The organism is Ensifer sp. D2-11 (genome assembly GCF_054161295.1).
The window spans coordinates 1,502,448-1,523,348 of record NZ_CP096434.1; the positions used below are offsets into that span (position 1 = coordinate 1,502,448).

The 20,901-nt window shown below is 63.1% G+C and carries 16 protein-coding genes and 1 pseudogene; 6 read left to right on the plus strand and 11 right to left on the minus strand.

The genetic code is table 11. The features are described from left to right. Positions 1-71 precede the first annotated feature (71 nt). From M1D34_RS24120 to M1D34_RS24135, 4 genes are all read left to right on the plus strand, one after another. Entirely contained in the window at positions 72-3,221 is a 3,150-nt protein-coding gene (locus tag M1D34_RS24120; RefSeq protein WP_498782704.1) for an efflux RND transporter permease subunit, read from the plus strand. A gap of 149 nt (positions 3,222-3,370) precedes the next feature. Further along, positions 3,371-4,327 (plus strand): AraC family transcriptional regulator, encoded by a 957-nt coding sequence (locus M1D34_RS24125; protein WP_498782705.1) that lies wholly within the window; start codon positions 3,371-3,373, stop codon positions 4,325-4,327. A 276-nt stretch (positions 4,328-4,603) separates the two neighbouring features. After that, positions 4,604-5,062 (plus strand): (2Fe-2S)-binding protein, encoded by a 459-nt coding sequence (locus M1D34_RS24130; RefSeq protein ID WP_127614263.1) that lies wholly within the window; start codon positions 4,604-4,606, stop codon positions 5,060-5,062. A gap of 1 nt (position 5,063) precedes the next feature. Further along, entirely contained in the window at positions 5,064-7,277 is a 2,214-nt protein-coding gene (locus M1D34_RS24135; RefSeq protein ID WP_498782707.1) for a xanthine dehydrogenase family protein molybdopterin-binding subunit, read from the plus strand. A gap of 581 nt (positions 7,278-7,858) precedes the next feature. On the opposite strand, the gene M1D34_RS24140 is transcribed toward M1D34_RS24135, so the two are convergent. The 4 genes from M1D34_RS24140 to M1D34_RS24155 all read right to left on the minus strand — a co-directional run bounded on the left by M1D34_RS24140 (position 7,859) and on the right by M1D34_RS24155 (position 10,110). Then, positions 7,859-8,056 carry a hypothetical protein gene (locus tag M1D34_RS24140; RefSeq protein WP_013850036.1) on the minus strand — a complete coding sequence of 66 codons (198 nt, stop codon included), beginning with the start codon at positions 8,054-8,056 and terminating at the stop codon, positions 7,859-7,861. 10 nt (positions 8,057-8,066) lie between these two features. Next, complete coding sequence (locus M1D34_RS24145; RefSeq protein ID WP_128203690.1) at positions 8,067-8,246, minus strand: hypothetical protein; 180 nt, start codon at positions 8,244-8,246, stop codon at positions 8,067-8,069. A gap of 69 nt (positions 8,247-8,315) precedes the next feature. Then, on the minus strand, positions 8,316-8,798 hold the full coding sequence (locus M1D34_RS24150) for a hypothetical protein (protein ID WP_498782711.1): 483 nt from the start codon (positions 8,796-8,798) through the stop codon (positions 8,316-8,318). Between the two features lie 88 nt (positions 8,799-8,886). Beyond that, a complete protein-coding gene (locus M1D34_RS24155; RefSeq protein ID WP_498782713.1) occupies positions 8,887-10,110 on the minus strand; it encodes an MFS transporter in 1,224 nt (407 codons plus the stop codon). 116 nt (positions 10,111-10,226) lie between these two features. Between M1D34_RS24155 and M1D34_RS24160 the strand changes: the two genes are divergently transcribed. Further along, complete coding sequence (locus M1D34_RS24160; protein ID WP_498782715.1) at positions 10,227-10,820, plus strand: TetR/AcrR family transcriptional regulator; 594 nt, start codon at positions 10,227-10,229, stop codon at positions 10,818-10,820. A 57-nt stretch (positions 10,821-10,877) separates the two neighbouring features. Here M1D34_RS24160 and M1D34_RS24165 read toward each other — a convergent pair whose 3' ends face one another. The 7 genes from M1D34_RS24165 to M1D34_RS24195 form a co-directional block, all read right to left on the minus strand. Then, complete coding sequence (locus M1D34_RS24165; protein ID WP_498782717.1) at positions 10,878-11,669, minus strand: hypothetical protein; 792 nt, start codon at positions 11,667-11,669, stop codon at positions 10,878-10,880. A 50-nt stretch (positions 11,670-11,719) separates the two neighbouring features. Continuing rightward, positions 11,720-12,991, minus strand: a complete 1,272-nt coding sequence (locus M1D34_RS24170) for an alpha/beta hydrolase (RefSeq protein ID WP_498782719.1) — start codon at positions 12,989-12,991, stop codon at positions 11,720-11,722. A gap of 140 nt (positions 12,992-13,131) precedes the next feature. Next, entirely contained in the window at positions 13,132-14,871 is a 1,740-nt protein-coding gene (locus M1D34_RS24175) for an autotransporter outer membrane beta-barrel domain-containing protein (protein WP_498784375.1), read from the minus strand. A gap of 25 nt (positions 14,872-14,896) precedes the next feature. Continuing rightward, positions 14,897-15,880, minus strand: coding sequence for a formylglycine-generating enzyme family protein (locus M1D34_RS24180; protein ID WP_498782721.1), 984 nt, complete (start codon positions 15,878-15,880; stop codon positions 14,897-14,899). Positions 15,881-16,082: 202 nt separating this feature from the next. Beyond that, entirely contained in the window at positions 16,083-17,048 is a 966-nt protein-coding gene (locus tag M1D34_RS24185) for a DUF2950 family protein (protein ID WP_498782723.1), read from the minus strand. Between the two features lie 19 nt (positions 17,049-17,067). Then, the gene (locus tag M1D34_RS24190) at positions 17,068-18,450 is read right to left on the minus strand and encodes a DUF3300 domain-containing protein (RefSeq protein ID WP_498782725.1); all 1,383 of its coding nucleotides are present in this window, start codon (positions 18,448-18,450) and stop codon (positions 17,068-17,070) included. Between the two features lie 151 nt (positions 18,451-18,601). After that, on the minus strand, positions 18,602-19,471 hold the full coding sequence (locus tag M1D34_RS24195) for a transporter (protein ID WP_498782727.1): 870 nt from the start codon (positions 19,469-19,471) through the stop codon (positions 18,602-18,604). Positions 19,472-19,842: 371 nt separating this feature from the next. Here M1D34_RS24195 and M1D34_RS24200 point away from each other — a divergent pair. Then, positions 19,843-20,837: pseudogene (locus M1D34_RS24200) on the plus strand (HAD family hydrolase). Positions 20,838-20,901: the final 64 nt, after the last annotated feature.

A 20,901-nucleotide genomic window follows, 5' to 3' on the forward strand; every position in this document is an offset into this window, starting at 1 on the left:
CCCCACGGAAAACCGGTTCCCCCTTTTCCTGGAAGTGCGTTAACCTCCACCGATAGAACGGGACGACGGCCATGCACGCCTCCACCGAGGACAAGAAACCGTTCAATCTTTCGCGCTGGGCGATCGGGCATCCGAGCATCGCGCGGTTCCTGCTTGCGCTGATCATCGTCACCGGCGGGCTTGGGCTCCTGCGCATGGGGCAACGCGAGGATCCGGAATTCACCTTCCGCGTGATGGTGGTGCAAGCCGTATGGCCGGGAGCTTCCATCCAGGAAATGGAAGACCAAGTCGTCAACAAGATCGAGCGCAAGCTGCAGGAAACGCCGCATCTCGATTTCGTCCGCTCCTATACGCGCGCCGGCAGCGCCATCATCACCGTTCAGATCGAGGGCGACACCAACGCAGACGAGGTCGCCGACGCATTCTACCAGGTGCGCAAGAAGGTAGGCGACATCGCCAACGAGATGCCCGAAGGCGTGCTCGGGCCCTATTTCAACGACGAGTTCGGCGACACCTTCATCACCCTGCATTCGATCAGCGGCGACGGCTTCAGCTATCCGGAACTGAAGCGCTTCGCGATCGAGGGTCGCGACATGCTGCTGACGACACCAGGCGTCGAGAAGGTAGTGATCCTCGGGGACCAGCCCGAGAAAATCTATGTAGACCTTTCCTCCAAGGTTCTCGCAGAGCGCGGCCTGACGTTCAACGACCTGCGCAATGCGATTGCCGGTCAGAACAATGTCGATCATGCCGGCTCGGTCGACACCGGCACGCGCTCGGTGCGCATCTCCGTCGAAGGCGACGTCACCAAGGTCGAGGACATACGCGAGCTGCGGCTGAGGGCGGGAGACCGGACCATCCGGCTCGGCGACATCGCGACCGTGACCTCCGGGCTGGAAGATCCCTATGCACGGAAATTCCGATTCAACGGCCACGACAGCGTCCAGATCGGCGTCGTCATGGCAAAGGGCTTCAACGTCACGGACGTCGGCAAAGCTGTGGAGGCGACCTACGATCGCTTCGAGTCCGCCCTCCCCTACGGCGTGTCGGTCGATCAGGTCTCCAATCAGCCGGAAGTCGTCACCGAAGCGATAACCGAGTTCAGCCACGCGCTCATCGAAGCGCTGATCATCGTCCTCATCGTCTCCTTCCTGTCGATCGGCTGGCGCTCCGGTCTCGTGATCGCGATTGCCATTCCGCTCGTGCTCGCGGCCACTTTTGCGATCATGTACGAGCTCGGCATCGACCTCCAGCGTATCTCGCTCGGGGCGCTGATCATCGCGCTGGGCCTGCTTGTCGACGACGCGATGATCGTGGTCGAGATGATGGAGCGGAAACTCGAAGAGGGGCTGGAAAAGATCGACGCGGCGAGCTTCGCCTATTCCTCGACGGCTTTCCCCATGCTGACCGGCACTCTGATCACCACCGCCGGCTTCATCCCTGTCGGCTTCGCGGAATCGACCGCCGGCGAATATGTCCGCTCGCTCTTCTACGTCGTCGGCATCGCCCTGGTGGTCTCCTGGTTCGTGGCTGTCTATTTCACGCCCTGGCTCGGCTACATGATCCTGAAGCAGCGTCACCACGCCGGCACCCATCACGACGTCTTCGATACGCGCTTCTATCGCCGCCTGAGGACGACTGTCGGCTCGGCAGTGCGCCACCGCGTCGTCGTGCTCCTGACGACGCTTGCCATCTTCGTGACGAGCCTTTGGGCATTCCAGTTCATTCCGAAGAATTTCTTCCCGCAGTCCTCGCGACCGGAAATCCTGGTCGATCTCTGGCTGCCGGAGGGAACGAGCATCAAGGAGGTGGAAAAGCAGGCGAAGGCGCTCGAGGAGCGGATGATGGACGACGAGGGCAAGCGCTTCATCGCCACCTATATCGGCGAAGGCGCCCCGCGCTTCTTCCTGCCGCTCGACCAGCAGCTTCGCAATCCGAATTTCGCGCAGCTCCTCGTCATGGCGAAGGACGAGCCGGCCCGCGAGCGGCTGATCGCCAAGCTGCGAACGATACTCGCCGAGGACTTCCCCTCGATCCGCGCCAAGGTCGACCGGTTGTTCCTGGGACCGCCGACCGGCTGGCCGGTGCAGATGCGGGTGATGGGACCCGACCGCGAGGAAGTGCGTCGAATCGCCGACCAGGTGAAGACCAAATTCCAGGAAAACCCGATGCTCGGCGCGATTCATGACGACTGGCTGGAGCCCGTGCCGGCGATGAAGCTGGTGATCGACCAGGACCGCGCCCGCGCCCTCGGCATCACGTCGCAGCGCATCCGCCAGATGTTGCAGGCGGCGATGTCCGGCGTCCCGCTCGACAGCTTCCGCGACGGCGAGGAAACGGTCTCCATCGTGGCGCGGGAGCCCGGCGGCAATCGCCACCTGCTCTCTGCCGTGCAATCGGTCTATGTGCCCACGGATTTCGGCGGCTTCGTCCCGGTCTCGCAAATTGCCAAGGTCGTTCCCGTCATGGAACAGGGTATCGAGTGGCGGCGCGACCGGCTTCCCACGATCACCGTGCGCGGAACGCTGCCTGACGGCGTGCAGCCGAACGACGTGGCGATGCAGCTCTTTGACGAGCTCAAGGGACTGAGGGATGGCCTCGCACCAGGTTACAAGGTGGAGATCCAGGGCGGCGCCGAAGACAGCGCCGAGAGCCAGGCCTCGATCGCCGCCAAGGCGCCGATCATGCTGGTGGTGATCGTCATCCTCCTGATGGTGCAACTCCAGCATTTCGGCAAGGCGATGCTGGTGCTCGCAACCGGTCCGCTCGGGATCATCGGTGCGGCGGCGGCTCTGCTCATCAGCGGAGCACCCTTCGGTTTCGTGGCCATCCTGGGGGTCATCGCGCTGCTCGGCATCATCATCCGCAACTCGATCATTCTGGTGGACCAGATCGATCAGGACATCGCGGCCGGGATGGAGCGTTCCGAGGCGATCATCGGCGCGACGGTGCGCCGCTTCCGGCCGATCATACTGACGGCGCTCACCGCGGTGCTGGCATTGATCCCGATCTCCCGCGGCGTTTTCTGGGGACCGCTCGCCTATGCGATGATGGGCGGCATCCTGGTCGCGACCGTTCTGACGATCCTGGTGCTGCCGGCCGGTTATGCGCTCTTCTTCGGCAAGGAGCCAAAATCGCGAAAAACGGACCCGGAGCCTGCAGCCGCGCAGGAGGATTCGGACGAACAGGAGCACTACCCGACCCCGCTTGCGGCAGAGTAAGCGGAGTCCGTATATCGGCCGATCTGCGCGAGTACGCAGATCGGCCACTCTTGCCCAATTCTGTCGAAATCAGAATAATGTGATAATGTGATATTGTGATCGGGTTTCGATCTGCATAATCGCACATAGGATCAGAGGCAGGAGCAGGAATGAGCACGATCATGTTCCCGCAGAGGGACTTGCGCGAAGAAACCGCAGCCCTTCGCGCGCAGATTCTCGACAGGCTGTCGAAATTGCCCTGGGACGGGCTTTCCTTCTCACACCCCGTTCCGGGCCTCTCGCTGTATCGCATCGTCGAGCCGGCGGGGCCCTTTTCGAGCGTATACGAGCCAAGCCTCTCCTTCATCATCAAGGGAAGCAAGAATGTCCGCGTCGGCAACGAGACGCTCGTCTACGATGAAGGCTGCTTCTTCCTGACCGCCATCGGCCTTCCCGTAACTGCGCAGATCTGCGCGGCAAGCGAAGGGGAGCCTTATGTCGCAGCGGCCCTGAGGCTGGACATGGAAAAAGTGCGGCGCATCATTGCTGATCACGACATACACCCGACCGACATTCCCGAACGCGACCTCGGTGTGGCTGTCGGTACCGCGACGCGCGAGCTCTTCGACGCCCTGTTCCGGCTGATTTCGCTTGCGAGCTCGCCGGCCGACATTCCGTTCCTGGCCGGCCATATCCAGAACGAGATCCTCTATCGGCTTCTCACCGGCGAGCAGGGCGCGCGGCTGCGGCGCTTCGCGCTCGCGGGCACGAACAGCAACCGCGTCGCCAAGGCGGTACTATGGTTGAAGGAAAACTACACCAAACCGCTTCGCGTGGAAGAACTGGCCGAGATAGCCAATATGGGCGTCTCGACGCTGCACCATCACTTCCGTGCGATGACCGCAATGAGCCCGCTGCAGTTCCAGAAGCACCTGCGACTGCATCACGCACGGGAACTGATGCTTTCCAAGTCGCTCGACGCGGCGACCGCGGCGCTGCAGGTCGGCTACGAGAGCCCGACCCAGTTCAACCGGGAGTATCGCCGGGCATTCGGCCATCCGCCGCTTCGCGACATCAGGGCGATTCTGAATTCCAGCGATTCGACCAGGCGGAACTCCGCAGGCTGATTGCTGCCCCACCCGGCGGGATGATCACGATCCCGTTAACTTGACAGGAATGGGCAATAATTCGGCAGGATTGAATCTATCAGCTCGGCGAATGGTCTTCTAAGCTCCAGGTCTCGTTCATGGTCTTAGGTCAGGTTGCCCTGAACCATGACCGTGATCGATTCCAAGAGTTTGAGCGGAATGTGGGCGGAAGACCTTTCCACATCCGCACCATCGGCAGTCCGGCATGTGGCAGCGGCGTCCCGCATCCACGCGCCGAATCGCGAGGAGAACACCATGGTGACTGTTAAGATCAACGGCGTCGAACATAAGATCGAGGCCGAGGCGGATATGCCGCTTCTCTGGGCGATCCGCGACCTTGTCGGGTTGACGGGCACGAAATTCGGCTGCGGCATGGCGCAATGCGGCGCCTGCACGGTTTATATCGACGGTTCACCCACTCGGTCCTGTCAAACCTTCATCGGCGACATCGAAGGAGCCGAGGTGACGACGGTCGAGGGGCTGAAGGGCAAGGTTGCCGAGACGGTACAGGCCGTCTGGGCCGATCTCGACGTTCCCCAATGCGGCTACTGTCAGTCCGGCCAGATCATGTCCGCAACGGACCTTCTGGCCAACAATCCCAAACCGACCGACGCGGACATCGACGCCGCCATGTCCGGCAATCTCTGTCGGTGCGCCACCTATCATCGTATCCGCGCGGGCATTCACGAAGCCGCGAAGCGTCTGGAGGCCTGACATGATACCGAAACTGATGCAATCGATCACCCTTCCCGTCGCCCGGGCGCAAGCGTCGCGGCGGCAATTCCTGCTCGGTGCGCTCGCGGCCGGCACCGGTATCGCAGTCGGGTTCCGGGTTCTGTCCGCATCGCCGGCACTGGCGGGCGAGGCGGCAACGGAGAGCGGCTCACACGCATTTTCCCCCTACCTGACCATCGGCGGGGACGGAAAGGTCACCGTTCTCTCGTCGCAGTTCGAGATGGGCCAGGGCTCCTATAACGGAATCGCTACGCTGGTTGCGGAAGAACTTGACGCCGATTGGTCCACGATCGACGTCATCGGAGCCGCCGGCAATATCAAGGCCTACGGCAATATCGCCTTCGGCGGCGCGATGCAGGGGACCGGAGGCTCGACCTCCATGTCCACCTCCTGGGAACGCTATCGCAAGGCGGGCGCCGCCGCCCGGGAGATGCTGGTTGCTGCCGCTGCAGAGGAATGGGGCGTCGACGCAGCCGAGATCGCCGTCGAGAACGGCGTCCTTTCGCATCCGTCCGGCAAGAGCGGCGGTTTCGGCGCGTTTGCAGCCAAGGCGGCCACGATGCCGGTGCCGGCCGACGTGAAGCTCAAGGAGCCGGGCGACTGGAAGCTTATCGGCAATGCCGAACTGAAGCGCTTCGACAGTGCCCGCAAGGCAAACGGAACCGAGCGATACACCATCGATGTCAAGCTTCCGGAAATGCTGACGGCGGTCATGATCCATCCGCCTCTCTTCGGGGCCAAGGCGAAATCCTTCGATGCTTCTGCCGCCCGCGCCATCAAGGGCGTAGTCGACGTGGTGGAAACGCCGCGCGGCATCGCGGTGGTCGGCGAACATATGTGGGCCGCGATCAAGGGCCGCGAGGCCGTCACGGTGGAGTGGGACGAGACGGGCGCCGAAAAGCGCGGAACGCCCGAGCTGATGTCAACCTATCGCGATCTTGCCGGCAAGACGCCGGCCGCATTCGCGCGCAAGGACGGGGATGCCGACGCCGCATTCACATCAGCCGCAAAAGTCATCGAAGCGACGTTCGAGTTCCCCTATCTCGCGCATGCTGCCCTGGAACCCCTGAACGCGGTCGCGCGCAGGAACGACGACGGCACGATCGAGATCTGGGGCGGGCACCAGCTCCCCGACGTATACCAGAATCTCGCCAGCGAGATTGCCGGAGTGCCGGTCGAAAAGGTCCGGCTCAACGTCATGAAGACCGGCGGCAGCTTCGGGCGGCGTGCAGTATTCGACGGCGATGTCGTGGTAGAGGCCGTCCATGTGGCAAAGGCCCTCGGTTTCCGTGCACCGGTCAAGGTGCAGTGGACGCGGGAGGACGACACGCGCGCGGGCCGGTATCGTCCGGCCTATGTGCATCGGCTGAAGGCCGGGATCGACGAATCCGGGAAGCTCGTCGCCTGGAGCGATCACATCGTCGGCCAGTCGATCATGGCGAAAACGGCCTGGGACGGCATGGTCCAGAACGGGGTCGACCCGACCTCGGTGGAGGGCGCCAACAACCTCCCCTATGCCATTGAAAATCAGACCGTCGGCCTCACGACCACCGACGTCCGCGTCCCGGTTCTCTGGTGGCGCTCCGTCGGCTCGACACACACCGCATTCGCAGCCGAAGCCTTTCTGGACGAGGTTGCCGAGGCTGCGGGACGGGATCCGCTGGAGTTCCGACTGTCGATGCTGGAGCCGGGCTCGCGCCATGCGACCGTTCTCAAGCTCGCGGCGGAGAAGGCCGAATGGCAGAAGCCGCTGCCCGAAGGCCGCTTCCGGGGCGTCGCCGTTGCCGAGAGCTTCGGTTCGGTTGTGGCGCAGATCGCCGAGATCTCCGTCGATGGCGACGGTATCAAGGTCGAGCGCGTCGTGGCTGCCGTCGATTGTGGCCTCGCGATCAATCCGGATCAGGTCCGCGCTCAGGTTGAAGGCGGTATCGGCTTCGGCCTGAGCGCCATCCTGGGTGAGGAAATCACGCTGACCGACGGCAAGGTGGATCAGGGTAACTTCGACATGTACACACCACTCAGGATCGAAGCGATGCCGAAGGTGGAGGTCCATATCGTCGCCTCCGCCAATCCGCCTTCGGGCATCGGCGAGCCCGGCGTTCCGCCGATCGGCCCTGCGGTTGCCAACGCCGCCTTCAAGGCGCTTGGCAAGCGGATCCGAGTCATGCCCTTCGCGAAATCGCTCAACGCCTGAGCGCGTGCCGGCCGCCTACTGCATGTTTCCTTTAGTCGTGGCCGATTAAAGGACAAAAACAGGGCTTTGCGCGTCTGACAAGACGCGCGGCGCTGCAGGCCGCCGGCATTCTTCCCCAGCAACCGGGGCGGAAAAAGAATTGCCGTTTGGCATGTATTTCTCGGAACCATCCGCGGCGCAGAGTGTTAGGCGCCGTCGCTTTACCCAAAGCGGCTTGTCCAGAAGAACGGGTCGGCTCTTGTCCCCTCCGCTATGCCGGAATCGACCCGGGCGGCGTCCCTCCCCCTCCCCTCACCGGGGGCGCCGCCGTCGCTGCGGAACGTGCCTCCTCCGCAGCGACGTCATGCAGCGGCAGCAGAATGCGTCGCTCTGCCGTCCGGCGCCTTCGGGCGACATGCTCAGCCGAAGAAGAGAGACACGACCATGATCGCCGAAACCAGCCCGACGGCAGCGATGAACACGATCAGGTCGACCATTGGGTGATGGCGCAAACCGCGTCGCATGGCGAACTCCTCCACCCGTTGCGGGTCAAGCAGAACGCCTGCGATGAGGAATTGTTCATACCGGAGCAGCGGCGATGGTCAATGCCCGCCCTTGCGCCGCGCGTCGTGACTGTGGTGGCGGTCAGGCTCGCCTCCGCCGCCGGAAACCTTGCTGCGCGTGCGGCGCTCGGAGTCGGCTGGCGGCTTTGGTATTTCCAGCGGCTCCTTCGCATTTTCGTGCGAGGCTCCCGGGCCGCCTTGGCGGATGCTTGCTGGCGTCTTCTTGGATGTGGACATGCGCTCTGCCTCATCTGTCCTGTTGGTAGCCTTGATGGGTCGTATTGACCTTCGTGTTGCCCTGCTGGCCCTTCTTCTCGGGATTCTCGGCCACGTCCGGCTTCTTCGGCTCGGCCGACACGGTTCCAGGCTCTCCCGTTCCCTTGTCGCTGCGATTGTCCGGAGGGATTGGCGGTGGTCGGCTGCTCATTGGGGATCTCCTCACGCATGTGTCGTCGCGTTTCGATACGAATGTCTTGCTGGCACCCGGTCTAACCGGTCAGCCCGGAGGATGTTCCTGGCCGCGCGCCGCCGCTGCCCCATGCAGGGAGGCGCCCAACGCCAGGCCGATACCCATGGCCATATAGGCCGCCGCCAGGTCGGACTTCGGCAGGGCGAGTTCCCAGCCGGGCGTAAGACGCTTCGGTACCAGCCCATAGTCGACAAGGGCTGCCAGCGCGGTGGTGCCGACGGCGGCGGCAATCACCCGCTGCGGCGAAGGCCGCGCGCTTCGTCCGATCATGGCGGAGAACGGCAGCGCCCACCAGAATGAGGCAAGCATATGCGTCACGAAGCCGGTGCCGGTGTGCGCGAGATCGAGACGCGACTGCGAACCGGCTCGACGGCCGTGTATCCAGTGGCTCGTCGCGTTGATCGGCCGCCAGGGGCTTTCATTCCGGCGCTCGGCCGAGACGGTCAGCGCCGCCACCGCGGCAAGGCCGGCGAATAATCCGCTTACAGCAACGAGTGATCCACGTGCCATCGGTCTCTCCTATCGTGGTGGCAGGCCGACGGATGAACCGGTGGCCCGCCTGTTTGTTCCGACATGCCCAAGGTCGGCGGAGGTGCCGCTACTCGGCCGGTTGCGGAATGCTTCCCGCTACGGACGCCGCTTTATCGCCGGCAAGGCTACGCTGGCCCATCGCTATGGTCGCAACGGTCGCTGCCCCGGCCGCCACGGATACCCAGAAGCCGTTCTGCGCACCGAAATTGTCTACGACCCAGCCGGAGACGAATGCACCGAGCGCCATGCCGATGCCGATACCGGTCATCACCCAGGTGACACCTTCCGTAAGCATCGACTCCGGTACGCGGCGCTCGATCAGGCCGAAAGCAGTGATGAAGGTCGGCGAAATGGCGATGCCGCTTACGAAAACCGCCAAGGCAAGGAGAGGCACGGTGTCCGCGAGGAGGAGGGGCACCGACGTGGCGGCAATTACGCTGACGGCGATCAGAAGCTGCCTGTGCAGAGGCATCGTTGGGTTCAGGGCCCCAAGCGCCAGGCCCACCAGGAACGAGCCGACCGCATAGACGCCGATGACGAGGCTCGCTGCCTGCGGCTGGCCGAGCTCTTTCGTGATCGCTACGGCGCTTACTTCCGCAGTCGCGAAGATCGAGCCCACGAAGATGAGGGCAAGCGTGATGATCTGCACCGGACGTTGACGGATCGCCGACGCTCGCGAGACCCCGGCCTCCAATGGGCGCACCTTCGGCTCCGTCGAGCGCTGGAGGATGAAAGCTGCCGTCCCGAGGGCGAGGAAGATCGTGCTGATCAGCATGCCGGCTTCAGGAAACAGAGCTACTGCCAAACCCACCGACAGCGACGCGCCGGCAATATAGACCAGTTCGTCTGCCGAAGACTCGAAGGCGAAGGCGGTGTTCAGCTCGGGACGATTGCGGAATATCTCGGTCCAGCGGGCACGGACCAGGGCGGGTATGCTCGGCATCGCGGCGGCGAGGAAAGCCGAGGCGAACAGCGTCCATGCCGGCCAGTCCCGATTGGCTGCAAGGATCAACACCAGGAACGCAAGAACCGATACGATCGTCGTCGGAACGACCACGGCCGTCTGGCCGACGCGATCGACCAGACGGGATATCTGCGGGGCAACGAGCGCATTGGTGAGAGCGAAAGTCGCCGACACCGCACCTGCAAGCCAGTATTCGCCGTGGGTCTGGGACAGCATCGCGACGATGCCGATCGGGGCCATCGCTATCGGAAGGCGCGCGAAGAAGCCGGCTGCCGAAAAGCCCTTAGCTCCTGGAGTCCTGAATATTTCTCCGTATGGATTGGACATGAGACGCTCCTTGGAAAATTTGTGCAGAATGACATACGCGGCGTATGGAATCTAAATAGTTGCATACGCGCCGTATGTCAAATAAAATACGCGGCGTATGCAAAACAGGAGACATGATGAACAAGCCGCGTAGGGAAATGATCGCCGAGACCCGCGCAAAACTGATCGCGGCCGCCCGGCGCGCCTTCGGCACCGTCGGGTTTGCGGAATCGTCCATGGACGATTTCACTGCCGAAGCCGGGTTGACCCGCGGCGCGCTCTATCATCACTTCGGCGACAAAAAGGGGCTGCTGCAGGCAGTGATCAGGGAGATCGACGCCGAGATGACGGCACGCCTGAACAAGGTCTCGTCGGAAGCACCTACACGCTGGCAAGGATTCGTCGACGAGTGCGTCGCCTATATCCGCATGGCACTCGAGCCGGAGATCCAGCGCATCATGTTCCGTGACGGCCCTGCCGTACTCGGGGACATATCGCAATGGCAAATGACCGAAGGTTGCATTGCAGCGCTGGCGGGAAGCCTGGACCGGCTCAAGGCCGATGGTGAGGTCATCGATATCGACACCGAAGCGGCCGCCCGTCTGATCAATGGCGCAAGCAGCCACGCAGCGCTGTGGATCGCCAATTCCGACGACCCGCAGGAAACCTCGCACAAGGCCGTGGAAGGCTTCCGGGCCCTGCTCGACGGCTTGAGGACAGCGAAAGATTGATGCGCCGCAACCGGTGACCCATCAAGATTCACGACGCTTGCCATTCGTGATCTTGGTTTAGAAGCGCACCACCAGCCCCAGGATCGGTCCCTGCTCGACCACGTCGAAGACAAAGCCGTCATCGCTGTAGTCGACGCCAAGCGCGCGGTAGCCGGCGACCGCCGAAACCGTGTCGCGGAACCGGTAGCCGATCGCTGCGGCGACATCCCAGTCGAGATCCGCGCCACCGGCTCCGACAAGCCCCCATCCGGTCAGATAGATTTCCTGAGTGATCGAGTAGGTGCCGCGAAAACCTGCCATCCCGTCCACCCAGGCCGCATCGTCGGTTCTCGACCGTGTGCCGAGAGCGCCACCGCTGATGGAGAGCTCGCTCTCGACGGACCACACGCGCAGGCCGCCGACAATATCGAGCCGAGAGGAGCCATCATCGTAAATCGCGTAACCGGCCCCAAGCAGTCCCGCGAATGTTTCGGTCGCAAGCTCGACATCGTCCGCAAGGAAACCCCTCGGCGTCGCGCCCTGACCCGACAGTTTGATGTATATCGCGTCGCCGAAGATGCTGTACGGTCCGTTGCGCGCCTCCGCCGTGGCCATCAAAGCGAAATCCAGATGGTCGAAGACGTCGCTGAAACTCGCGTCCACATCGACGGCGGACAGACCGAACTGGCCGATATCGCCCGAAAGGCCGGCGGCCCAGAAATAGGGGGCGAAGGAAAACGTCCAGCCGCTCTCCGTCGTGACTTCCTGCACCTGCGGCGTCACAGGCGAATATATGTCCGCCGCCAAGGCGCCGCTTCCGAGCAGGCAGCTTGCGGCAAATGCCAGATTTCGAACGACCCAAGACATCATGCTATCCTCCAATAATATTTGCCGGCACAGCCAGGCTTGATTGCGGGCCCCTATGGCGCTGCACTTTGCGGGCGTTCGTCACTGGCGAGGGTTTCATCCAGCCGGACTTTCTTGGGCGGCGTGCCGCGGCCTTCTATTATGGTGACAGGCGCGCTGATCGTGGCGGCCGCGACGGTGCCGACATTCTTGGCCGTGCCGGCGACGACGGCGGTAATCCCCTCGCCCAGAGTGATCTCGGAGTCGGTCAGCGTCTGCCCCTTGATGATCCGCTGTCCGATCAGTTGCACGATCTCGGGACTCTCGGCGAACTTGCCGTGATGCAAGCCGTCGTCGGTCTCGACCTTGGTGAGATCGATCGCGGTGATGCCGGCTGTCTCCAGCTGCGTGCGATAGGGCTCGGCGCTGGGGTCGATCGCGCCGAGCCGCGAGACATCCCCCGAGATCAGTCGCGAAAGCGCCAGCGCCCGGTCGTCCTGCGAAACGAAGATCGTAAATTTCGGCCGTGCATCGCCCATGTCGGTCCACTGCTTGGCGAAGACGTCGAGGTCGATGTCGGGCGAAGCGAGAATCACGTTCTCGATCTTCGGCGCGATCTTCCCGTCGCGGATTCCCATCTGCCGCAGCGCCTCCATCGTCAGCCAGGTTCCCATAGAATGGGCAAGGATGGTGACGTCCTTGACGTTCGGGGCATTTGCCAGCGTGCGCAGCGTATCCTCGAGCGCGGTGCGCGAATAGTTGGTGCTCTCCTTGTCGTAATTATAGTCGAACACCCGCGCACGCGACGGCCAGGTGAACAGCATAGGTGTCGCCTGCGCACCGGAATCATGGACGATCTGGGCCAGCCGGAAGACGCCGTCCTCGTAGCGGTTGTTGAAGCCATGCACGAAAAGAAGCACATGGCCGCCCTTGTTATGGGCGCGGAACCAGGTGCGCGCCTCGTCTTCCGATGCCATTTCGCGCACGCGCGTGACGGCGAAATCTGTTTCCGGATTGGGCGGCAGCTTGCGCGGCCACTGCACCGTGCCCGGCGCGCGACGCGAGTCCGGCGGGATCGAGACCGCCACATCGGTCATCGAGAGCGTCGGGCTGCGCTCTCCCGAAAACAGGGTCGCCGGGTCGCCCGAGGGCTGGCGCGTGGTCGCCACCAGCATGTCGACCTGCGAGGTGTTCGACGGCTGCGCCAGGGCCACCGGAGTCATCACGCCCTTCGCATGGCCTCCGCAACCCGCCAGAAGAACGAGCGCGACAAGCGCGGAAGCAGTCGATATTCCTGCTTTCGCGATACGGAACCGGTCGCCAAAAGACCTCACGTCACTAGCCAATGCCACGCCTCACAATTTTAGCGCCGCTCGCGCCACGCTTCTTGGCACCGATCCCCGCGAGTGCGGCAATCCGTGCATTGATGCATAGAGGAACGGTCTCGATTCGCCCAGGCGACACGGCCGCAACCTCCCGTACAAACTTAAAAACTCCATGACAGGTGGAGCTTGCCCTCCCACACATCGAGATCTTCCTGCCCAAGGCTCAGATACCCGCCAGTCGCTTCGATCTGGAGATTGTCGTTGAGCAGCATTCTGAAGCCGGAGCGGAGCGAGAACGCCCAGGGGGAAGGCGTGATTTCCGACAGGTCGCCCGTCAGGATCTTCCCGTCATTCGGCCGCTCGAACTCGTACTGCGCGCCAAGCTCCGCGAAGAGCAGGAATGGCTGGCCGTCCGGCAGGCGGAAGTACCGGCTGACCTCCGTCGACATTTCCGTGACGCCGTAATTGTAGCTTTCGCCGGGGAGCGAGACGCTCACCGGGAAATTGAAGATGTTGCCGGACAGACCGTAGCCGTCGCTTTTGACGTGAGCGAAGTTGACGGATGCCTTGGGCCGGATGAAGTAGGCGCCGTATTTATACTGACCGTGGAGGGATACCTGTCCGGAGAAGCGCTCCGAATCATAGTCGCCGCCGAGTACGCTCAGGTCGACCTCATTGTTGTAGCGGCCATAGGTCACGGACGCGTCGACGGCCCAATGTTTCGACAGACGATAGGCCGCATACGGACCGAAGCTGAACCCTTCGGTATCGATGTCGATCGAGCCGCTGTACGCGTCCGTCGAACTGTCTTCCAACGAGAAGGACATGCCGAGGACGAGATCGTCGGTAATCCGGCGGTCGAGGCCCATGTCCAGCGAGCGGGCAAGCGTGTCGCTGTCGCGGTCGTAGCGTTCGTCGGATATGTCGGCGAAGCGAATGTCCGACCAGAAATTCCAGAGCGCGGGAGCGGCCAGATCGCGGCCGGGCGTCAACGGCACACCGGCCTGGCCGGCACCCTGCGTCGCCGCCTCTTGGGGAACGAGTTCCGGACAGATCGGCAGGTCGCGCCGCTTGTTGGCGTCAACGGAGCGGGGGTCGACACAGTTCTGCGGCGTCCGAGCCCCGGCCACCCGGCCTGCGCGAACCGCCGCTGGGTCCGGCGAAGGCGATCGCGGATCGAATCCCGGAAACACACGGGGCAGGTCGTTGTCAGGCCGACCGTCCGGGCGGTCCGGCGGGATGCGCGGAAGATCATTGTCGGGCCGTCCCTCCGGCCGATCGAAACCTGGGAAGACACGAACCGGGCCGGTATCGGGCCGTCCCTCCGGCCGATCGAAATCAGGGAAGACACGAACCGGGCCGGTATCGGGCCGACCCTCCGGCCGATCGAAATCGGGGAAGACACGAACCGGGCGGGTATCGGGCCGACCCTCCGGCCGATCGAAATCGGGGAAGACGCGAATCGGGCCGGTATCGGGCCGACCGTCGGGCAGAGCGAAATCGGGAAAGACACGTGGCAGATGGTTGTCGGGCAACCCCTGCGGCCAGGTGATGTCGGGAATGAGGCCGCGTACCTGGTTCTGCGTGTCGAGCAGGCAGGGCTTTCCGCCGGAAAGGTCGTAAAGCTTGTGCGTTCCCCCGTTGCCGTTCGAAACGACCGGAGAAAGCGACAGGTGGAGGCCGCGTTTGCTCTTGCTCCAGGTATCCACCGTCTGATTGCCCTGGGCAGCATCGAGGCCAAAGGAGCCGGCACTGGTCCCGGAAAGCCAGACTGAGCGGGTCGCTCCCTGCGTGTTTCCAAGATAAGCCAAACCGCCTCGCGAACTGCAATTGGCGGCAAATGCATCCACGGTCGGCACGGCGGCGAAAAGACCAGCAAAAAGGAGCCCCTGCAGCAACATGGTACGGCAACGGCGGAGCCTGGCGCTAAACACGCGATCCCCCCGAGCTTCCAGGCATGCGCCTGACACATCGGAAACCGACATGGCTGGTCGTCGTGTCGATTTCCTGGGCATGCCTTGCCGCAGGGCGGTACCGCCGGCAGTAGTTCGGCGCGCAGAGATGCGATCCGCCCTTGAGCACCCGGCGCGGGACTTTCACTCTCGCCGCCGGATCGATGCTCGCATCGGCATCCGCATTGCGGGGATTGCTCGGAATGCAGCAGGGCTTGGCGGCCGCTTCCGGATGGCGCACGGACCAGTAATCCGTGGTCCACTCCCACACGTTGCCGATCATGTCGTAGAGGCCGTAGCCGTTCGGCGGGTAGAATCTGACCGGCGAAGTTCGCGCGAAACCGTCATCCATCGAATTCTCGACCGGAAAACCTCCCTGCCAGGTATTGGCCATATGATTTCCGCCCGGCGCAAGCTCGTCGCCCCAGGCAAATTCGGCCCCAGCGAGACCGCCGCGGGCCGCCAGCTCCCACTCGGCTTCGGTCGGGAGCTCCTTTCCGGCCCATTCGGCATAGGCCTTTGCGTCGCTGTAAGCGACATGGACGACCGGATGGTCCAGGATCGCTCCGATGCTGCTCTTGCGCCCGAGCGGGTGCCGCCAGTTGGCACCCAACGTGAAGATCCACCACTGCGATATATCCGTTCCCTGCAGCGGGCGCTTCGGGGGCGTGAAGACGAGCGAGCCCGCCCTCAGATTGGACGGCGGGGCGCCCGGATAGTCTTCCGCGCGCGGCTTTCTTTCCGCGAAGGTCACATGCCCCGTCGCATTTACGAATTCGAGGAATTGGCGGTTCGTTACCGGTGTCTCGTCGATCCAGAATCCGTCCACGGTTACCGGATGCACGGGCGCTTCCTCGGGGTAATGGTCGTTCGACCCCATCATGAAAGTCGCACCGGAAACCCAGACCATCTCCGCCGCGGCTTCAAGGTCAACCACGCTGTTCAAAGAAGGCTTCATCGGCAGTCTCCCCTGCGACCGATTCCTGCGCCTGCCGGCACGGGCAGCGCCACGCCAGTGCACTCCCTGACATCTTGTACCAGGCCCGCAGTCTTGTCCGCATTCACCTGCTCGGCAAGCCGGCCGTCGGCGGCATAATATTCACTGATGTTGCCGCCGTACTGCACCGTTTTGCGTTTCGCGATTCGAATGCCCCCCTTCCTCAGTCCTGGACGACCGCCCAGTCGTCGTTCGGATTGAACGTGCGGATGGCGGCGGCCGTCTTCTCGGTATCCTCGCCGAGATCCGCCTCGTAGACGATGCCGTTGCGATTGACGACGAAGGTCTTCACTCCGGTGGCGCCGTATCTCACGGGCCAGGCAACGAGGCCGAACCCGGCAATCATGTTGCCGTTGATGACATAGTCGAATTTCCCCCCCGCGATATTGTCGCCCTGGCCGGTCAGGATGCGGTAGCGGTAGCCTTGAAAGCCCTGGCCCGCCTTGGCCCGGTCCAAGGCATCGCCTTCGGCGAGCGCCGCCGCAGCGGGGCTCTCCTCGCCGCCGAACTTCTCCGCGGGCCAGTAAAGGCCGTCCTGTGCACCCTCGGTGCTGATCAGCTTCTGTGCGTATTCCAGGACACCGTCGCCGTCATGATCGCCGAGTGCATATTCCTCCTGCGCGCCGACATAGGCGCGCATGGTGGCAAGCGTGGCAAGTTCGTTATCCCCGACCCGGCGGTTGGCGATCTCTTCCAGTCCGACAAAGGTGTCGAACGCCCATTTGCCATCGTCCCCTTTTGAGATGGGGAAGGGAAACGGCCACAGTTCGTCGCCGATCTCGACGACCTTGCGGCCCTCCACATCCTCGACGACGACCTTCTCCTTGACGCCTTCCTTTATGTCGGCATAGGTCTCCATCACCCCGTCGCTTGCCCTGGTCTTGGCCGGGTCCAGGCCGAGGAGTGCCGCGAGCTTGTCAAAGTCGCCACCATCGACGGTCTGCTTGAAAGCCTCAACCGCCAGTTCCGGCGTGTCGAAGACGGGCGGATCCTCTGCCGCCGCATAATCGGCAAGCGGCACGTCGGCACCGGCTTCCTGTGCCAGGGCTGCCGGAGCAAGCGCGGTGCTGCCGAGAAGGATCATCCCGAAGAGCGAGAGAGCGATCCCGTCACGAATGGATTTGGTCATCGTAAGCCTCCCGATCTGATTACCGCCGACGTCCGCCGCCACGCTTCACCATCTTGTGTCCTCCGCCGCCCCCACGATGGCCACCGCCCATGGAGTGACGTCCACGGTTGGACGAGATGTGGGTCTGCCGTTTGTTGCCGACCTTGCCTAGCGCCGAATGCTTGCCGCCGGAGGAATGGTGTGCGTGAGCGCCGGGCTTCGACGCATGCGCCTTGCGGTGAACGTTCGACCGGGGGCTTGCGGCCTTGCCGGTGCTTGCGCGGGCACGGTTCGCCGCCGCCCCGCCATCACGGCGCGGTGCGTCAACGCGCCGCTGGACATTGCCGGCCCGCTCGCGTTCGGCCCGAACGCGGCTCGCATCGACCTTGCTCTTGCGGATGTCGTCGACGGAGACCTTTGCCGGCCTGCGGGCAATGTCCCCACGATCACGGTTCACATCCCTCGCGCGGTTGGCGATGTTGTTGTTGCGGTTGGCCTTGAAGTCGTTCTTGAACTTGTCACGGTCGATATTGGCCAGCTGGTTCTTGTCGAACTTGATCTTGGACCGATCGACGTTCTTCCAGTCGACGTCGTTCATCTTGAACTTGTCCCGGTCGACATCGATGTCGTTGAAGCAATTGTCGCAATCGATGTCGACGTCGCCGTCCCAATGTCCGCCCCAGACGCCCCAGTCGTCCCAGTCGACCGCCGCGGCCCATATCGCGGCCCCGGTTATCGCGGCGGCAAAGTAGGGCGCCGACGGATAATAGTAGTTCGGATAGGGATCGGGGTAATAGGCGACCGGCGCCGGCGCATAGCCCGGCTCATAGAGCATTTCAGGCTCGTACCGCGGAACATAGATCCTTTCCGGATCCGCCGCCTGGATGACGATATTGTCGCCCTCGTTGACGACTTTCACCTTGTCGTCGGTCTTGATGACGCCATCGGCCACGGCCTTGTCGCGCAGTGTCTGGATCGCGACCAGAACGTCCTTCTGCTGATAGGCAAGCGCGCTTCCGAGCGCCTGGGTCCAGTCGAGGTCGTCGCTCATCATCTTGACGATCTCGGGATAGTTGAGCAGCGATACAACGCTGTCGTCCCAGCTATTCTTGGGCTGCAGGTCCTTGGCCGTCTTCTTCTCCTCGAGGAAGCGCGCGGCCTCCACGATCTGCAACGGATAGAGCGATGCGGAGCTGACTAGGGCGACGAGCTCGTCCGGGTAGAGCGCGATGCGCGCGACCATGATTTCGAGCTCTTCCTCGGTCAGAAGATCGGGTTGGTCCTCGCTCGCCGCACCCGCCTCGCCCTGGGTCGTCCCCTGGGCAAGTCCTCGGGGAACCAAGGTCGGGCTGGCAACCATCAAGATCGCCAGGCCCGCAACACCGATCGGACGGACGATCAGTCTGAGCAACTGACTCGGCATAGCCTCACTCCCTGCGCTTTGCACTTCAGGTTACAGTCTCGAGCGACCGCCCGATCTGATCTCACGCTTGCTCTGCGGCAGCCGGAATGGTCGCTGGTGCAAAGCGGAATTCCACGCGAAGCGCTCCGGAAGGACACCTCGCGGACACTCTTCATTTCGGGAACAGGAACGTCACGGCGAGGCGCGCGCCCCAGCCCTGCGGCCCGTTGTCCGGTGCCGCCGCCCAGTAACGGGCGCCGGCAGTAATGCTCACCGGCTGTTCGCCGAGTTTTACCAGCTTGGACACCTGGAAGTTGATCGGGACGGACCACTCGTCGCTCTCCCAGTCATAGGTGCTTTCGGTGTTGAGCGCGAATGTCCAGGCGTCCGGCGTCGTGTAGGAAACGAAGGGCTGCAGGAAGGTCGAATTGACGTCGGCCCTGTCGTCGTCGCCGGCGAAGGACCAGATGTGGTTTACGAGCGCCCCATATGTCCATGGACCGTCCTGCTTCAATGCGACGGCGGTCGGGCCGATGCCCCATTTTTCGCTGCCGAGCAGATCGTCCGTTCCCGTCGGAATGAGAAAGACCGGGCCTGCGCCCCAGATGATTCCGCCGGCAGTCGGCTCCTTGGGGGAGAAGAAGAAGCTCTGCACGGTATCGCCGAGGCCGAACTGATCGCCCGAGGGCCCGGCAATGTCGCTCTGCGAGATCACCGGCAGGATCGTTCTCGAAATCAGGTTCCAGTCCTCGTTGAGGCTGATCGGTATCACAGGCTGGACGTTCACCGTGACCCGGTGCCCGTCATCCGGACCGAAGCCGCGGTCGTAGTTCAATTGGAAGGGCACGCTGATCAGCGAGGCGATCGGATTTGAAAGTTGTTTGGCGAGATCAGCACCCGAGGAGTCCTGCGCCTGGGCAACGCCGCAAGCCGCAGCGACCGCACCAGCAAGCGCCGCCGCATGCCGCAACTTCAGCGCCGATGTTCCTGTCCTGCGTACCGGACCGAGTCCCCTGGATTGTAGACAGCCAGGATAATCCATGATCTCTCCTTGCCTGCAATCTGCGCATCCGCGAAAAGCGACCTGACGCGAGCCTTGCTCGGCCCCCACCGAACCTGGCTGCACGGCTATCGATCACAAGATCGCTGTCGGACTTCCCGTTCCAGAGCTTGTACGCCGAAGTACTTGCACTATCGCCATTACTTGCGAGTTACGCGGCGAATTGAACAGCGGCAAGTTGGCCTTTGGTCCAACTATCGCTGCTCCGAAAACGGCCGAATGATATTCTTGGCCGGCGCCTGACGAGGGAACGCCCCTCCATACTGCGTTCGACCCGGCGGCGTCCACTCGCAAGCGTCCACTCGCAAGCCAAGACCTCCATATCCGGCAACGTCAGTCCTGAGAGATAGAACATGTTCGAGATCAGCCGCCGCTCGGCCTTGAAAATCGCCGCGTTCGCCGCCGCGACCTCCTCGATGCGTCCCGCGCTGGCGGATGGCTCCTCGATCCTGCCCTCGTGGGTCGATGGCGACGCGAAGGCACGCATCATGGATTTCGTGACAGCGACGACGACGGAGGGAAGCGCCGATTTCGTCGAACCGGCGGCCCGCGTCGCGGTCTTCGACAACGATGGTACGCTTTGGGGCGAACAGCCCATGTATGTGCAGCTCGCTTTCGCGCTCGACCGCGTCAAGCAGCTGGCGCCGCAACATCCGGAATGGCAGACGACGGAGCCGTTCAAATCGGTGCTCGCCGGAGACATGGCCGGCGTCGCGGCGAGCGCGGATTGCTCGAACTCGTCGCCGCCACTCACGCCGGAATGTCCGCCGAGGAATTCGAAAAGATCGTTTCCGACTGGATCGCCAGCGCTCGGCACCCGGTATCAGGCAAACCCTATACCGCGCACATCTTCCAGCCGATGGTCGAACTGATCGACTATCTGAAGACCAACCGGTTCGAGGTCTTCATCGTCTCGGGCGGCGGGGTGGAATTCATGCGCCCCTGGACCGAGCGTGTTTACGGTATCCCGCAGCAGAACGTGGTCGGCTCCAGCATCAAGGCGAAATACGAGCTGCGCGACGGCGTGCCGGCGATCATGCGCCTGCCGGAGATCGACTTCATCGACGACGGCCCCGGCAAGCCCGTGGGCATCAACAAGTTCATCGGAAGGCGCCCGATTGCCGCCTTCGGCAATTCCGACGGCGACTTCGAGATGCTGGAATGGACGACTTCGGGTCCCGGACGCCGGTTCGGCCTGATCGTCCACCACGACGACGCGCAGCGCGAAAACGCCTATGACCGGGACTCCCATTTCGGCCGGCTCGCACGCGGCCTCGACGAGGCGCCCGCACGCGGCTGGACGCTCGTGAGCATCAAGGATGACTGGAAGGTCGTCTATCCGGAGTGAGATTGAGCACCGTCGATGCAAAGGCCGGAGCCGTAGATCTTTCACTTAAAGAGAGCATTTTCAG

What these genes read in the sequence shown, in the direction of transcription:
- M1D34_RS24120 (WP_498782704.1), top strand. Translation starts at nt 72, where the DNA reads ATGCACGCCTCCACCGAGGACAAGAAACCGTTCAATCTTTCGCGCTGG.
- M1D34_RS24125 (WP_498782705.1), top strand. Translation starts at nt 3,371, where the DNA reads ATGAGCACGATCATGTTCCCGCAGAGGGACTTGCGCGAAGAAACCGCA.
- M1D34_RS24130 (WP_127614263.1), top strand. Translation starts at nt 4,604, where the DNA reads ATGGTGACTGTTAAGATCAACGGCGTCGAACATAAGATCGAGGCCGAG.
- M1D34_RS24135 (WP_498782707.1), top strand. Translation starts at nt 5,064, where the DNA reads ATGATACCGAAACTGATGCAATCGATCACCCTTCCCGTCGCCCGGGCG.
- M1D34_RS24140 (WP_013850036.1), bottom strand. Translation starts at nt 8,056, where the DNA reads ATGTCCACATCCAAGAAGACGCCAGCAAGCATCCGCCAAGGCGGCCCG.
- M1D34_RS24145 (WP_128203690.1), bottom strand. Translation starts at nt 8,246, where the DNA reads ATGAGCAGCCGACCACCGCCAATCCCTCCGGACAATCGCAGCGACAAG.
- M1D34_RS24150 (WP_498782711.1), bottom strand. Translation starts at nt 8,798, where the DNA reads ATGGCACGTGGATCACTCGTTGCTGTAAGCGGATTATTCGCCGGCCTT.
- M1D34_RS24155 (WP_498782713.1), bottom strand. Translation starts at nt 10,110, where the DNA reads ATGTCCAATCCATACGGAGAAATATTCAGGACTCCAGGAGCTAAGGGC.
- M1D34_RS24160 (WP_498782715.1), top strand. Translation starts at nt 10,227, where the DNA reads ATGAACAAGCCGCGTAGGGAAATGATCGCCGAGACCCGCGCAAAACTG.
- M1D34_RS24165 (WP_498782717.1), bottom strand. Translation starts at nt 11,669, where the DNA reads ATGATGTCTTGGGTCGTTCGAAATCTGGCATTTGCCGCAAGCTGCCTG.
- M1D34_RS24175 (WP_498784375.1), bottom strand. Translation starts at nt 14,871, where the DNA reads ATGTTGCTGCAGGGGCTCCTTTTTGCTGGTCTTTTCGCCGCCGTGCCG.
- M1D34_RS24180 (WP_498782721.1), bottom strand. Translation starts at nt 15,880, where the DNA reads ATGAAGCCTTCTTTGAACAGCGTGGTTGACCTTGAAGCCGCGGCGGAG.
- M1D34_RS24185 (WP_498782723.1), bottom strand. Translation starts at nt 17,048, where the DNA reads ATGACCAAATCCATTCGTGACGGGATCGCTCTCTCGCTCTTCGGGATG.
- M1D34_RS24190 (WP_498782725.1), bottom strand. Translation starts at nt 18,450, where the DNA reads ATGCCGAGTCAGTTGCTCAGACTGATCGTCCGTCCGATCGGTGTTGCG.
- M1D34_RS24195 (WP_498782727.1), bottom strand. Translation starts at nt 19,471, where the DNA reads ATGGATTATCCTGGCTGTCTACAATCCAGGGGACTCGGTCCGGTACGC.